General features: G+C 71.5%; 10 protein-coding genes and 1 riboswitch. Of the genes, 6 read left to right on the top strand and 4 right to left on the bottom strand.

Features of this window, described 5'->3' with window-relative positions; genetic code table 11:
- Nucleotides 1-279: 279 nt before the first annotated feature.
- From cydC to rarD, 4 genes are all read right to left on the bottom strand, one after another.
- Nucleotides 280-3609 (bottom strand): thiol reductant ABC exporter subunit CydC, encoded by a 3330-nt coding sequence (cydC, locus tag ACWIDW_RS11050; protein WP_454125259.1) that lies wholly within the window; start codon nucleotides 3607-3609, stop codon nucleotides 280-282.
- 136 nt (nucleotides 3610-3745) lie between these two features.
- Nucleotides 3746-4549 (bottom strand): alpha/beta fold hydrolase, encoded by an 804-nt coding sequence (locus tag ACWIDW_RS11045; RefSeq protein WP_454125257.1) that lies wholly within the window; start codon nucleotides 4547-4549, stop codon nucleotides 3746-3748.
- A 20-nt stretch (nucleotides 4550-4569) separates the two neighbouring features.
- Complete coding sequence (gene mfd, locus ACWIDW_RS11040) at nucleotides 4570-8136, bottom strand: transcription-repair coupling factor (protein ID WP_454125255.1); 3567 nt, start codon at nucleotides 8134-8136, stop codon at nucleotides 4570-4572.
- 9 nt (nucleotides 8137-8145) lie between these two features.
- Nucleotides 8146-9102: an EamA family transporter RarD gene (rarD, locus tag ACWIDW_RS11035; RefSeq protein ID WP_454125254.1), complete on the bottom strand. Its 957-nt coding sequence runs from the start codon at nucleotides 9100-9102 to the stop codon at nucleotides 8146-8148.
- Between the two features lie 85 nt (nucleotides 9103-9187).
- On the opposite strand from rarD, the gene ACWIDW_RS11030 reads away from it, so the two are divergent.
- From ACWIDW_RS11030 to ribH, 6 genes are all read left to right on the top strand, one after another.
- Nucleotides 9188-9751: a GNAT family N-acetyltransferase gene (locus ACWIDW_RS11030; RefSeq protein WP_454125252.1), complete on the top strand. Its 564-nt coding sequence runs from the start codon at nucleotides 9188-9190 to the stop codon at nucleotides 9749-9751.
- A 150-nt stretch (nucleotides 9752-9901) separates the two neighbouring features.
- Nucleotides 9902-10765 (top strand): Fpg/Nei family DNA glycosylase, encoded by an 864-nt coding sequence (locus tag ACWIDW_RS11025; protein WP_454125251.1) that lies wholly within the window; start codon nucleotides 9902-9904, stop codon nucleotides 10763-10765.
- A 58-nt stretch (nucleotides 10766-10823) separates the two neighbouring features.
- A riboswitch (FMN riboswitch) is annotated at nucleotides 10824-10966 on the top strand.
- Nucleotides 10967-11012: 46 nt separating this feature from the next.
- On the top strand, nucleotides 11013-12155 hold the full coding sequence (gene ribD, locus ACWIDW_RS11020) for a bifunctional diaminohydroxyphosphoribosylaminopyrimidine deaminase/5-amino-6-(5-phosphoribosylamino)uracil reductase RibD (RefSeq protein ID WP_454125249.1): 1143 nt from the start codon (nucleotides 11013-11015) through the stop codon (nucleotides 12153-12155).
- Nucleotides 12155-12823, top strand: coding sequence for a riboflavin synthase (locus tag ACWIDW_RS11015; protein ID WP_454125247.1), 669 nt, complete (start codon nucleotides 12155-12157; stop codon nucleotides 12821-12823). Before ribD ends, ACWIDW_RS11015 begins: the two co-directional genes overlap by 1 nt.
- Nucleotides 12820-14088 carry a GTP cyclohydrolase II gene (ribA, locus tag ACWIDW_RS11010; RefSeq protein ID WP_454125245.1) on the top strand — a complete coding sequence of 423 codons (1269 nt, stop codon included), beginning with the start codon at nucleotides 12820-12822 and terminating at the stop codon, nucleotides 14086-14088. The genes ACWIDW_RS11015 and ribA overlap by 4 nt, the downstream gene beginning before the upstream one ends.
- Nucleotides 14085-14561 (top strand): 6,7-dimethyl-8-ribityllumazine synthase, encoded by a 477-nt coding sequence (gene ribH, locus ACWIDW_RS11005; protein WP_454125243.1) that lies wholly within the window; start codon nucleotides 14085-14087, stop codon nucleotides 14559-14561. Before ribA ends, ribH begins: the two co-directional genes overlap by 4 nt.
- Nucleotides 14562-14577: the final 16 nt, after the last annotated feature.

Genomic DNA, 14577 nt, shown 5'->3' with positions numbered 1-14577 from the left:
TCTGCGGGGGTGCGCAACTGGTCCCGCGGCCCCCCCGACTGCCCCCCCCGGGGGGCGGCCGCGCGGCCGCTCGGCCGCTCGCCCGCACGGCCGCCAAGCCTCTCGCCGCGCCTCGCCTCGCGAGCGCAGGCGAACACCCGAGCACAGGAGAAATCCGCCGAATCGAGCCTGCCTCCGCGTGTTCTCCTGCACCCGACGAGTGCGCGCGGCCAGCGCAAGGGCGAGCAGGGCGAGCGACGCACGGTGCACGGGCGCCCCCTCATCCGGTGCGGCGGCGGCTCACCCGACGGGCACGGCGTGGGTCCCGAGTCGCACGACCGCGTCACCCTCATGGCGGTCAGCGCTCCGGTGCGAGACGAGCATGACGATCCGGTCGTCGGTGGCGCGGCGCACATCAGCCATCATCGCCGCGGCGGTCGGCCGATCGAGATGCGCGGTCGGCTCGTCGAGCAGGAGGATCTCGGCGCGAGTGAGCAGGGCCCGCGCGACGGCGAGCCGCTGACGCTCTCCTCCCGACAGGGCTGAACCGCCCGGGCCCACACGCGCGTCGAGATCGCCGTCGAGCGCGTCGAGCAGGCCGGCGAGACCCGCCTGCCCGAGCACGTCACGCAGCGCCTCGTCATCGGGTGCGTCGTCGCGATCGCGCGCGAGAAGCAGGTTGCCGCGCAGCGTCGAATCGAAGACGTACGCATCCTGCGGGCACCAGGCGACCCGGTCGCGCCAGGAGCGCTCGTCGAAAGCGGTGATCGGTCGCCCGTCGGCGGTGATCGCTCCGGATGCCACGGGCAGAGCACCCATCACCGCCGAAAGCAGCGTCGACTTGCCCGAACCGGACGGCCCGTCCAGCACGAGCCAGCCACCGCGAGCGACATCGGCGGAGACGTCCGACACGGCGGGAGCAGCTGCGCCCGGGTAGCGGACCGTCACCGCCTCGAGGGCGAGGCGAGTGACGGCATCCGGCACGGTCGTCCCCCACTGCGGCGTGGTCGCGGGCCGCAGCACCACGTCGAGGCGGCGCAGCACGCTCTGCAGCACCGGAAGGCGGTGCATCGCGACGACGAAGGCGGCGAGCGGCTCGAACAGGGCGAGCGACAGCAGGGCGACGACCGAGGCCGACTCGGCGGGCAGCTCGGACGAGAGCACCGGCACGAGAACGGCGAGCATCGTGGTCGCGATGGTGACGACGGCAGCGCCGAGCCCTGCCGACCATGCGGCGCGTCTCTCGGCCGACGCGAGCCGCCGAGCGTGTGCGTCGAGCTGCCGAAGAGCGCCGTCGGCCACTCCGTTGCCGCGCAGATCGTCGGCGGCGGAGGCGAGGACGGCGGTGGAGCGCACGATGTCCGAGCGTGCTGCGACGCGATCGGCGGAGGCGCCTCGTTCGCTGAGCAGGGCGAGCGACGAGGCGAGGACGACGGCGACGATCAGCACCGCGGCGACCAGCACGGTGAGGTGCGGGGTGACGAACGCGGCCGTGACGACGGTGCCCGCGAGCACGAGCAGGCCGGCGCCGAGGGGCGGGACGACGCGCGGCAGCTGATCGCGCAGGTCGTCGGTGAGCGTGACGAGGTAGTCGAGCGGCGCGCCGCCCTCGAGCAGGCGGCGGGATCCGGCGCCTCGGGCCGCGATCGCGCGCCAGAGCCGCAGGCGCAGCGCGTCGACCACGAGGAACGTGGCGCGGTGCGTGACCAGTCGATCGGCGTATCGCCCGACCGCGCGGCCGATGCCGAACGCGCGCACGCCGACGATGGCCACGAGCAGGTACATGATGTACTCCTCGACGCTGGCGCGCACGATCAGCCACCCCGAGACGGCGGTGAGCGCGACGGCGAGCCCGGCAGCGAGCGCGGAGAGCGCCATCGACGCCGCCCACAGCCAGGCGTGCGGGCGCAGCAGAGAGGCGAGGGTGAGGGTTCGCTGCCCGGTCGGCGGCTCAGCACCTGAGGGGGAAGGCGATTCAGACGGCTGCCGCGGCTCGAGCCGTTCGTCAGATGCCGGATGCTCGTGTGCACGGGCGCCGCCGCCGGCGTCCTCAGCCGCCTGTTCGGCCACGGACACGAAACGGTCGGCCAGCGCCAGGGTCTCGGGCTCGTGACTGGCGAGCACGACCGTGCACTGCCCGGCGCGGCGTCGCACGGCCGCGCGCACGAGCTCAGCCGCGACGGGGTCGAGGTGCGCGGTCGGCTCGTCGAGAATGAGGAGGCGGGCGCCGGCATCCACTCGCGCGAGAGCCCGCGCGACCGCCAGCCGGCGCTGCTCGCCCGGGCTGAGCTCGGCGACCGCCGCGTCGGCCAGGCGCTCCAGTCCCAGCTCGTCGAGCGCGGCGGGCCCGGCGCCGTACAGCGCGAGCTCCTCCCGCGGTGTCGCGGCGAAAGCCGGAGCCTGTGGCGCCCAGGCCACGGCATCCGGATCCACTCCGCGCACCGCACCCGAGACCGCCGCCTCGGCGGGAAGCACACCCGCGAGCGCACCGAGCAGCGTCGACTTGCCCGCGCCGCTCGGGCCGGTGATCGCCGTCACTCCCGAGATCTCGGCCGTCACCGCGCACAGCGCGGGTGCCTGCCGACCGGGATAGGTGACCGTCAGCGCGTCGACGCGAACCGGACCGGCCGGGTCGAGGCGCGGGTCGCGGCGGGACGGCGCGCCGAGCATCGCCTTCGCCCGCTCGAGCGCGGAGAGTCCGTCCTGCGAGGCGTGGAAAGCCGTGCCGACATCGCGCAGAGCGGTGAAGCACTCCGGTGCGAGGATCAGCGCGATGAGGGCGGGCTCGAGCGCCATGGTGCCGTTCAGCAGTCGCAGACCGAGGAACACGGCGACGACCGCGACCGAGATGGTGGCGATGAGCTCGAGGGCCAGGGCCGACAGGAAGGCCCAGCGCAACGTCTCCTCGGTGCGCTGGCGGTAGCGGCGCTGGATGCCGTCGAGCGCCCGTGTCTGCTCGTCGACCCGGCCGAGACCCACGAGCACGGGCAGGCCGCGCGCGAGCTCGGTGAGGTGGTCGGCAAGGCGGGTGAGCGCGCTGAGCGCCGCGTCTGTGCGCTGCTGGGTGTGCTTGCCGATCAGGATCATGAACAGCGGCACGAGCGGGACGGTGATCACGATGATGAGGGCGCTGAGCCAGTCGGCGCCGAGGATGCGCAGCCCGACCAGCAGCGGGATGATCGCCGCACCGATGAGGGAGGGCAGCGATTGGATGAAGTAGTCGTCGAGGTCGTCGAGTCCGTCGGCGGCGAGCACGGCGGTGCCGCCACCGGCACGATCGCCGTCGGCGATGCGCTGCCACAGCCGCGTGCGCAGGTCGCGTTTGACGTCGGTGGCGACGCGTCGCGAGACGACGGAGGTGCCCCATTCCGCTCCGGCCCGCAGCAGCGCTCCCGCCACACCGAGGATGAGGATGGCGCGGGTGGCCTCGGGTGTGAGACCGGATGCCGCCAGCCCGGCGATTCCGCGCGCGACCGCCTCGGCGATGAGCACGAGGCCGAGTGCGCGCCCGGCTGCGAGCAGCCCGAGCGCATACAGCGCCCGCTTCGGCACCGACGACAGGTCGGGGCGTCGCGACGGCTGCTGCGGGCGCGACACCTCCAGCACCCAGGGGTCTCGGTCTGCGCTCACCCCAAGATTCTACAAGAGGTAGAAGTGGGCGCGCAGCCTCCGCCCTGCAGACCGGAGCGCGCGTACGCTTCGCGCGCACCGGAGCCGAGTAATCCTCCGCACCGAGTGCGCATAGCCGCGCGAAGCGCACCGGGGGTCAGCGCCGCATGCCCTCGAGCACCGCGAGCAGCGCATCGCTCGTCGACTGAGGGGCATCGAGCATCACCACATGCCCGGCCCCGCGGATGGCATGCTCCTGCACGCCCTCGTGCGCGGCCCAGCGCGGCATCGCCGTGGCGATGTTGCCCGTGCGATCGGCTGCACCGCGGATGAGGCCCAGCGGCACAGGGGTGCGGTATCCGGAATCCGGATCCACGAACGAGACGGTGGCTCGCCAGACATCGATGAACATCGGCTTCGGCATCCGCGCGAAGACCCGCTCGATCCCGTCGACCACCTCCGCATGCACGGCCGAAACCTGCGCCATCATGCGCGGCAGCCGAGAGGCCGGGATCACGGCCAGCGTCGGCGCCGCGAGGCGTAGCCCGAACCGCTCCATGGCGCTCAGCGGTCCGGCGTTCCACGTGGAGCCGATGACGACGAGACCCGCGACCCGATCCGGATGCCGCTTCGCGAACTCTTGAGCGAGATTTCCGCCCAGTGAGTGCCCGATCAGGATCGCCCGGTCGACGCCGCAGGCGTCGAGCAGCGCCGCGAGGTCGTCGAGCGCGTCGGTCGCGCTGAACCGTGTGCCGGGCGCGAGGGCTGACTCGCCGTGGCCGCGCATGTCCCACAGGATCACCCGGTCACCGGCATTCCGGATCGCCTCGGCCTGCGGCAGGAACGATGTGTGATCCATGCCGGCGCCGTGGGTGAGCACCACCGGCACGCCCGTCCCGCCCGTATCGTGGAACCGCAGTCGCGCCCCTGGCTGTTCGAGTGTCCGATCGAGTGCCGCCATGCCTCGAACCTACCCGCGGATCAGACGCCCGCAGCCTCGGTCTCGGCCTTCGCCGGCTCGGGGAACATCGCGGTGAAGAGGTTGCCGACCCATTCGATCAGGTCGGAATCCGTCGGCATCGGCACGACCAGCGCCTCTCCCCCGCCGACCAGCTTCGCCTTCGGGTACAGCCGCTGCAGGCGCACCTTCATCGAATCCTCGAAGCGAGCCGGGGCGATGCGCAGGTTCGAGCCCATGGCGACGACGTCCGACAGCCCGGCCCGTGCGGCGCGCCGGCGCAGCCGCGCGACCTTCACCAGCGTGATGACCTCGTCGGGGAACGCCCCGTACCGGTCGACGAGCTCTTCGACGACGAGGTCGATCGCATCGTCTGCGGCCGACACCGTGGCCGCCGACGACAGCTTCTGATACGCCTCGAGGCGCAGCCGCTCGCTGTCGATGTAGTGCTCGGGGATGCGGGCATCGACCGGCAGCTCGAGACGCAGCTCGATCTCGGAGTCGGTGTCCTCGCCGCGGAACGTCGCCACCGCCTCGCCGATCATGCGCAGATAGAGGTCGAACCCGACGCCGGCGATGTGGCCGGCCTGCTCGGCGCCGAGCAGGTTGCCCGCGCCGCGCAGCTCGAGGTCCTTCAAGGCGACCTGCATGCCCGATCCGAGGTCGTTGTTTACGGCGATGGTCTGCAGCCGGTCGGCGGCGGTCTCGCTCAGCGGCTTCATCTCGTCGTAGAAGAAGTACGCGTATGCCCGCTCACGAGCGCGGCCGACCCGCCCGCGCAGCTGGTGCAGCTGCGACAGTCCGTACTTGTCGGCGCGGTCGATGATGATCGTGTTGGCGTTCGCGATGTCGAGGCCGGTCTCGATGATGGTGGTCGAGACGAGCACGTCGTACTTGCGCTCCCAGAAGTCGTCGACCACCTGCTCGAGCTGATGCTCGCCCATCCGCCCGTGCGCCACGGCGATCCGCGCCTCGGGCACCAGCTCGGCGAGTTCCGAGGCGACCCGCTGGATCGACTGCACCCGGTTGTGCACGAAGAACACCTGACCCTCGCGCAGGATCTCGCGGCGGATCGCCGCGGCGATCTGCTTGTCGCTGCGCGGGCCGACGAACGAGAGGATCGGATGCCTGTCCTCCGGCGGCGTCTGCAGCGTCGACATCTCGCGGATGCCCGTGACCGCCATCTCGAGCGTGCGCGGGATGGGCGTGGCGCTCATCGCGAGGATGTCGACGTTCGTCTTCATCTTCTTCAGCGCGTCCTTGTGCTCGACGCCGAAGCGCTGCTCCTCGTCGATGATCATCAGCCCGAGGTCCTTGAAAATGACCTGGTCGGTGAGGATGCGGTGCGTGCCGATGACCATGTCGACCGACCCGTCGAGGAGTCCCTGCAGGGTGAGCCGCGCCTCTTTGTCGGTCTGGAACCGCGACAGCGCGCGCACCTGCACCGGGAACCCGGCGAAGCGCTCGGTGAACGTCTCGAAGTGCTGCTTGACGAGCAAGGTCGTCGGAACGAGCATCGCGACCTGCTTGCCCTCTTGGATCGCCTTGAATGCGGCGCGCACGGCCACCTCGGTCTTGCCGAAGCCGACGTCGCCCGAGAGCAGGCGGTCCATCGGGATGGGCCGCTCCATGTCGGCCTTGATCTCTTCGATGGTCTGCAGCTGGTCCTGGGTCTCGGCGAACGGGAACGCCTCCTCCAACTCGCGCTGCCAGGGTGTGTCGGGCCCGAACGCGTGCCCTTTCGAGCTCATCCGCGCCGAGTACAGCTTGACCAGCTCGACGGCGATGTCGCGCACGGCCCGCCGCGCCTTGCCCTTGGCGGCCGCCCAGTCGCTGCCGCCCATCTTCGACAGGGTGGGCGCCTCACCGCCGACGTACTTCGAGAGCAGGTCGAGCTGATCGGTGGGCACGAACAGCTTGTCGCCCGGGTAGCCGCGCTTCGCGGGCGCGTACTCGAGCACGAGATACTCGCGGGTGGTCTTGACGGCATGGCGCCCGCCCGACGACACCTCCCGCTTGGTCATCTCGACGAAGCGCCCGATGCCGTGGGTGGAATGCACGACGAAATCGCCCGGCTTCAGCTGCAGCGGATCGACGACGTTGCGTCGCCGCGAGGCCAGCTTCTTGACCATGCGCTGGTCGCCGCCGATCGTGCGGCCGTAGAACTCGTTGTCGGTGAGCACGGCGATCCGGGCATCCGGCACCTGGAAACCCGACTCGACCGAGCCTGCGACCAGAGTCGCCACCCCGCCCTCCGGCTCGTCGACGAGGTCGCCGACGATGCGCGCGGCGAGGCCGCGGTCGCTGAGCACGTCGCGCGCCCGCTCGACCAGGCCCTGCCCCGACGAGATGATGACGACGCGCCATCCCTCACCGAGCCGCGCCTCGACGAACGAGATCGCACCGTCGACGTTGCCGTGGAACGACGGGATGACCGACGAGTCCAGATGCTCGGCGGCGTCGTCGTCGGTGGCGAACGGCGTCACCCGCCACCACACGCCGTCGCGCTCGTGGACGATCTCGCGCATGCGCGCGAGGCTGATGAAGTCGCCCGCGCCGAGGCCTGTGCTGAGCCCTGTCGAAGTATCTATGGGGGCCGATGCACCCGACGTGGCCGCGCTCCACGCCGCCTCGAGGAACTCACGATTCGTCTCGCCGAGGTTGTGCGCGCGAGAGCTGGCACGCTCGGGGTCGACGACCGCGATGGCCGACCTCTCGGGCAGGTACTCGGCGAGTGTCACGAGGGGACCCGCGACGACGGGCAGCAGCGATTCCATGCCCTCGACCGGGATGCCCTGCGACATCTTCTCGAGCATCGCCGACATCGCCGGGAACCGGGCGATCAGCTCGCCCGCGCGCTCGCGCACGTCGGCGGTGAGCAGCAGCTCACGGCTCGCGGCGAGGGAGACAGCGTCGACATCGCCGGGCAGAGAGCGCTGGTCGGCGACCGAGAAGGCACGGATCTGGTCGACCTCGTCACCGAAGAACTCCACGCGCAGCGGGTGATCGGCGGTGGGTGGGAAGACATCGAGGATGCCGCCGCGCACCGCGAACTCGCCGCGGCGGGAGACCATATCGACTCTCGAGTACGCGCGCTCGACGAGCTGCTCGACGGCATGCTCCAGCTCGATGCCGCGCCCGCCGACGCGCAGCTCGAGCGGAGCCGCGTCGCCGAGGTTCGCGGCGAGCGGCTGCAGGGCGGCGCGCACCGAGGCGACGACGACGAGCGGCTTCTCGCCCGTCCAGGTGACGACGCGGCGCAGGGTGTCGAGCCGCTTGCCGACTGTGTCGGGGCTGGGGCTCAGCCGCTCGTGCGGCAGCGTCTCCCACGCCGGGAAGGTGAGGATCTCGGTGTCGCCCAGGTAGGCGGCGAGCGCCGCGGCGACCGATTCGGCGCGGCGGCCGGTTGGGGTGACGACGAGGGCGGATGCCGGCTTGCCCGACGATGCGCGCTTGCGCAGCAGCCCTGCGATGATCGGGGCGTCGAGCCCGTCGACCGCCGAGATCTCGGCATCGGTCTGCGCCCAGGTGAGGGCGTCACGGTACAGGTTCGCCTCTTCCAAGGCGCGCAGAATCCCCGGAACAGTCACCGGACGATTCTAGTCGCGACGGTCGGCGTCGGGCTCGCCGACTCCCGGCGCACCGGGATCGCTCGGCAGCGGCAGGTCGCCGCGCCCCCGGCGACTGCGCCGCGACCCGCGGAAGCCCTCCACCGCCAGCACAGCGAGGGCGACGGCGAGGATGACGTAGACGAGGCCGTCCGCCCCCTGCATCCGCTCGCCCAGCAGCAGCGCGACGCCGACGAGCAGCACGGGCTCGACGTAGCTGAGCAGCCCGAACACCGGCAGCGGCAGCAGGGTCGCCGCCGCGAGGTACAGCGACATCGCCGCCGCGCTGGCCAGTCCGATGCCGACCAGGCCCGACAGCTCGGCGGCCGAGATCACGCCGGGCGCCGCGGTGGCGAGGAAGAGCACCGCGAGCGGCACCATGAGCAGCGATTCGGCGCCGAACACGATCGGGCCGTCGAGCCCGAAGCGCTGGCGCACCACGAAGTAGACGGTGTACGGCAGGCAGATCGCGAGCGTCACCCACGACAGCTGCGGGGTGGCGGCGATCTTCACCGCAACGGCGACGGCGGCGAGAGAGACGACCAGCCACTGCATCCGGCTCACCGGGGCGCCCAGCAGGAAGCGCCCGCCGAGCACGAGGCAGATCGGCAGCAGCAGGTAGCCGAGCGAGGTGTCGAGGGCGTGCCCGTGCATCGGCGCCCACATGAACAGCCACAGCTGGAAGCCGATGATCGCGGCGAGACACACCAGCAGCAGCGGCATCCACCACCGCGCACGCAGTCGCCGTCCGAGCAGGCGCAGCTGCTCGCGTGCGAGCGGATGCAGCAGCGCGAGCGCGTAGCAGGCGAAGGTCACGAGCACCCGCCAGGCGAAGACCACCTCGGCGGACGAGCTCAGCACGCCGGCGAGGAAGAAGATCCCGCCGAACAGCATCGAGGCGAGCACCGAGGCGAGTACGCCGCGCGGCGATGTGTGCTGCACCGCCACGTCCGCCTCCTTCTGCGCACCGCCGACCGCGGGCACCCCTCGTTCCAGGATATCGACGCCGACCGGCTGCGGATAACGTTGCCGGGTGGACCCTGTCATCATTCGCACCGAGCGGCTCGTGCTGAGCATTCCGACCGAAGCCGACGTCGACGCGATCACCGCCGCCTGTCAGGACCCGGAGGTGCCCCGCTGGACCACGGTGCCGACTCCGTACACCCGGCAGCACGCGGCCGATTTCGTCGAGCTCGTCGCGGCGTGGTGGGCGGACCGCGCGGAGACGGTGTGGGCGATCCGCAAGGACAGCGTGCTGGCCGGCATGATCGGCCTGCACCGGATCACCGATCACCCGCACGGCGGCGAGGCGGAGATCGGGTTCTGGGGCGTCGCGGCCTTCCGAGGTCAAGGCGTGATGGTCGAAGCCGCGCGCACCGTGATCGACTTCGCCTTCGACGAGCTGGGCCTCGTGCGGCTCAGCTGGCGCGCGGTGGCCGGCAACATTCCGTCTGCCCGCACGGCGCGCTCGCTCGGCTTCCGCTACGAGGGCCTGCTGCGCCAGGGACTCACCAGCCCACGGGGCCGAGACGACGGCTGGATCGCCGGTCTGCTCGCATCCGACGACCGCTCGCCGGTCGCGTGGCCGGTGCTGTGAGCTGAGAGCACCGGCATCCGGCCGGGTCACATCGGAGGTCTCAGACCGGATGCCGGGCGCACGGCGCGCCAGCGGCCGGCGCGCCGGCCGCGGCCCGGATCGTCTGAGATTTCCGACCTCGGCAGTCCGCGTGCGTGACAGGATGACGGCATGCCCGAGATGCCGGAGGTACAGGGACTGGTCGACTTCCTCGCCGCGCGCGCGGTGGGGCGCACCGTCACGCGCGTCAGCGTGGCGGCGATCGCGGCGCTGAAGACCTTCGATCCGCCGGTGACGGCGCTGCAGGATGCCCGGATCACGGCCGCTTCGCGGCACGGCAAGTTCATCGATCTGGCCCTGGGCGACGACCTGCACCTCATCTTCCATCTCGCGAAAGCGGGATGGCTGCGCTGGTACGACGAGCTGCCGACCACGCTCATCAAGCCGGGTCGCAGCCCGATCGCGGTGCGCGTCGCACTCGACGACGGCAGCGGATTCGACCTCACCGAGGCGGGCACGAAGAAGTCGCTCGCCGTCTACGTCGCGCGTCACCCGAACGACGTGCCCGGCATCGCCCGGCTCGGCCCCGACCCGCTCGATCCCGCCTTCACCCGCGACGCGTTGGCCGCCCTGCTCACCGGTCACCGCACACAGATCAAGGGGCTGCTGCGCGACCAGGGTCTGATCGCCGGCATCGGCAACGCGTACAGCGACGAGATCCTGCACGCGGCGAAGATGTCGCCCTACGCGCCGGCCGCGAACCTCGACGAGGCCGAGGTCGACCGGCTGTACGACGCGATGCAGCAGACGCTGCGCGAGGCGATCGCCGAGGCGGCCGGCAAGCCGCCCGCGGACCTGAAGGACGCCAAGCGGCGGGGCATGCAGGTGCACGCCCGTCGTGGCGAGACGTGTCCGGTGTGCGGCGACACCGTGCGCAGCGTGTTCTTCGCCGACCGGTCGATGGAGTACTGCCCCACCTGCCAGACCGGCGGCAAGGTGCTTGCCGACCGTCGACTGTCACGGCTGCTGAAGTGACGCCGGCTCATCACGGGGAATGAATCCCCCTGATGCACGTTGAGTAGACTCAGAGCATCAACGTGCTCCGGGGTCGGTGGGAATCCGAACCGGCGGTGACAGTCCGCGAACGCCTGGCGACAGGCGCCGATCCGGTGGAAATCCGGAACCGACGGTGATGCGAGCATCCGCTCGCTAGTCCGGAAGAGAGGCAGCACGTGGCGCACGCGTGCGCTGCAGACCCCGGGCACCCAGAGAAGGATGACCGATGGCAGTGACCGAGGCCGAACGCGATGCGATGCATCGCGCCCTCGCGCTCGCGGGCAGGGGTCCGCGCGGTCTGAATCCTCAGGTGGGCGCCGTCATCCTCTCCCCCGCAGGCGACGTGATCGCCGACGGCTGGCACCGCGGTGCGGGAACCCCGCATGCCGAGGTCGACGCGCTCTCACAGCTCACCCCGGAACAGGCATCCGGTGCCACCGCCGTCGTCACGCTCGAGCCGTGCAACCACACCGGACGCACGGGACCCTGCGCGCAGGCCCTGATCGACGCGGGCGTCGCGCGCGTCGTCTACGCGCTTGACGACCCGGGCGATGTCTCCAGCGGCGGCGCGGATCGACTCCGCGCGGCGGGTGTCGAGGTGGTCGGCGGCGAGCAGGCGGATGCCGCACGCCGCCTCATCGACGACTGGCTGACCGTGCAGCGGCTCGGCCGGCCGCACGTCACCGTGAAGTGGGCGCAGAGCCTGGACGGCAGGGCCGCGGCATCCGACGGCAGCAGCCAGTGGATCACCGGACCCGACGCGCGCGCCGACGTGCACCGACGCCGGTCGCGGGCCGACGCGATCGTCGTCGGCACCGGAACCCTGCTCGCCGACGATCCCGCGCTCACCGCGCGCGACGGCGATGCGCTTTATTCGCACCAGCCGATCCCCGTCGTGATCGGCTCACGAGCGACTCCCCCGCAGGCCGCCGTGCATCGGCATCCGCGCCCGCCGCTGTTCTACGACACCCGCGACCTGCCCGCCGTGCTCGCCGACCTGCGCGACCGCGGAGTGCAGCGCGTCTTCGTCGAAGGCGGACCGACGCTGGCGAGCGCGTTCATCAGCGCCGGATTCGCCGACACCGTGCTCGCGTACATCGCGCCCGTGCTGCTCGGCGGCGAGCGGCTCGCACTCACCGACATCGGCGTCGCCTCGATCGGCGACGCCCTGCGCCTGCAGGTAGAGCAGTGGATGCCGCTCGGCGCCGACCTGCTCGCCATCGCACACCCCGCCACGGGCCCCGTCGCGGGAGGGGACGACCTGCTCGCCATCGCACACCCCGCCACGGCCCACGTCGCGGGAGGGGCCGACCTGCTCGCCATCGCACACCCCGCCACGGACCACGCCGCGGGACAGGAAGGAAGCTGATGTTCACCGGAATCATCGAGGAGGTCGGCGAGATCGCCGCGATCTCGGCATCGGGCGACGGATGGCGGCTCACGGTGCTCGCACCGAAGGCGGCAGCGGATGCCGTGCACGGCGAGTCGATCGCCGTCAGCGGCGTGTGCCTGACCGTCGTGGCGTCGACCGAGACGACATTCGACGCCGACGTCATGAAGCAGACCCTCGACGTGTCGGCGCTGGGCGCCGTGCAGGTCGGCTCGCGGGTGAACATCGAGAAGGCCATGCCGGTCGGCGCACGTCTGGGCGGCCACATCGTGCAGGGGCACGTCGACGGCGTCGGCACCGTGCTCGATGTGCGCCCCGGCGCTCAGTGGAGCGTGCTGCGCATCAGCCTGCCCGCCGAGCTCGCACCGCTGGTCGTCGACAAGGGCTCGATCAGCGTCGACGGAACCTCGCTGACGGTGAGCGCGGTGAGCGCGGGCCCTTCGACAGGCTCAGGGGCCCACGACGGCTCAGGGACCCAGACCGGTGAGCACTGGTTCGAGGTGTCTCTCATCCCCGAGACGCTCGAAGCCACGACCCTCGGCGCCCTCGAGCCCAGCGACATCGTCAACCTCGAGACCGACATCCTCGCCCGTCATGTGCAGCGCCTGCTCGCGTTCCGCTCCGCCCCGGAAGGAGGCTCGCGATGAGCCTGTCCCCGCTCTCCGACGCCCTCGCCGCGCTGCGCGCCGGCAAGCCGATCATCGTCGCCGACGATGAGAACCGCGAGAACGAGGGTGACATCATCATCTCCGCCGAGCTCGCCACCGCCGAGACGATGGCCTGGATGGTGCGCTGGACCTCGGGCCTCATCTGCGCCCCGATGCCCGCAGATCTCGCTGACCACCTGAACCTGCCGCCCATGGTCGAGACCAACGAAGACGCCCGCACCACGGCGTACACCGTGAGCGTCGACGCCGCCGAGGGCATCACCACGGGCATCAGCGCCCACGACCGCGCGCTGACCCTAAATGTGCTGGCGAACCCGGCATCCGTTCCCACCAGCCTCATCCGACCCGGCCACATCCTGCCGTTGCGCGCCGTCGACGGCGGCGTGCGCGAACGCGGCGGGCACACCGAGGCGGCCGTCGAGCTGATGCGGCTCGCCGGCCTGCAGCCGGTGGGCGCGATCGCCGAGGTCGTCGCCGACGACGGCAGCATGATGCGCCTGCCGGCGCTGCTCGAGCTGGGCGCGCGCGAGGGGGTGCCCGTGATCACGATCGAGCAGCTCATCGCGCACCTGAACGAGGTCGACCCGCGCGACGAGGCCGACTGTCTCGCGCAGCGCACCGGCCGCCGGGTCAGCCTGCGCGCGGACGCCCATGTGCCGACGGAGCACGGCACCTTCCGCTTCCTGGCGTACAAAGACCGCATCAGCGGCACCGACCACATCGCCATCGTGTCGGGCACACCGGGCGAGACCGCGCTGGTGCGTGTGCACTCGGAGTGCCTCACCGGCGAGGCGTTCGGGTCGCAGAAGTGCGAGTGCGGCCCGCAGCTGCAGGCCGCCCTCGACCGCATCGACGAGGAGGGCGGCGTCGTCGTCTACATGCGCGGTCACGAGGGCCGGGGCATCGGGCTGATCAACAAGCTGCGCGCCTACGCGCTGCAGGAGGAGGGCCTCGACACGGTCGACGCCAACCTCGCCCTGGGCCTGCCCGCAGACGCGCGCGAGTACGCGGCGGCTGCCGGCATCCTCACCGACCTGGGTGTCTCGAAGGTGCGCCTGCTCACCAACAACACCGACAAGGTCGAGAAGCTGAAGGCCCTCGGCCTCGACGTCGTCGAGCAGGTGCCGCTGATCGTCGGCGTCGGCCCCAACAACCACCAGTATCTCGAGACCAAGCGCGATCGCATGGGTCACATCATCGGCGCGGACGAACTCGCCCACGCCCTCGGAAAGGACGACGCATGAGCGGCGCAGGAGCCCCCACCCCGACCACCCCGATCGACGGCAGCGGACTGCGTGTCGTCGTGATCGCCGGCACCTGGCACGAGACGATCTCGAACGGCCTCATCGCGGGCGCGCAGCGCGTGCTCGACGAGGCCGGCGCCGCGCACACCCTTGTGCGCGTGCCCGGGTCGTTCGAGCTGGCGGTCGCCGCCCAGGCGGCTTTCGCGGGCGGAGCGGATGCCGTGGTCGCGCTCGGCGTGATCATCCGCGGCGGAACGCCGCACTTCGAGTACGTGTCGTCGGCCACCACCGACGGGCTCAGCCGGGTCGCGCTGGATGCCGGCAAGCCGGTCGGCTTCGGGGTGCTCACCCTCGACGACGAGCAGCAGGGCCTCGATCGAGCGGGCCTCGAGGGTTCGAAGGAGGACAAGGGCGCCGAAGCTGCGGACGCCGCTCTGCGCACGGCGCTGGTGATCCGCGCGCTGCGAGGCTGACCGGCCGCGACATACC

It is taken from the genome of Microbacterium sp. NPDC055312 (assembly GCF_053645675.1).
Note: the sequence above shows the minus strand (reverse complement) of the source record. Positions and strands in the feature narration are given on the sequence as shown.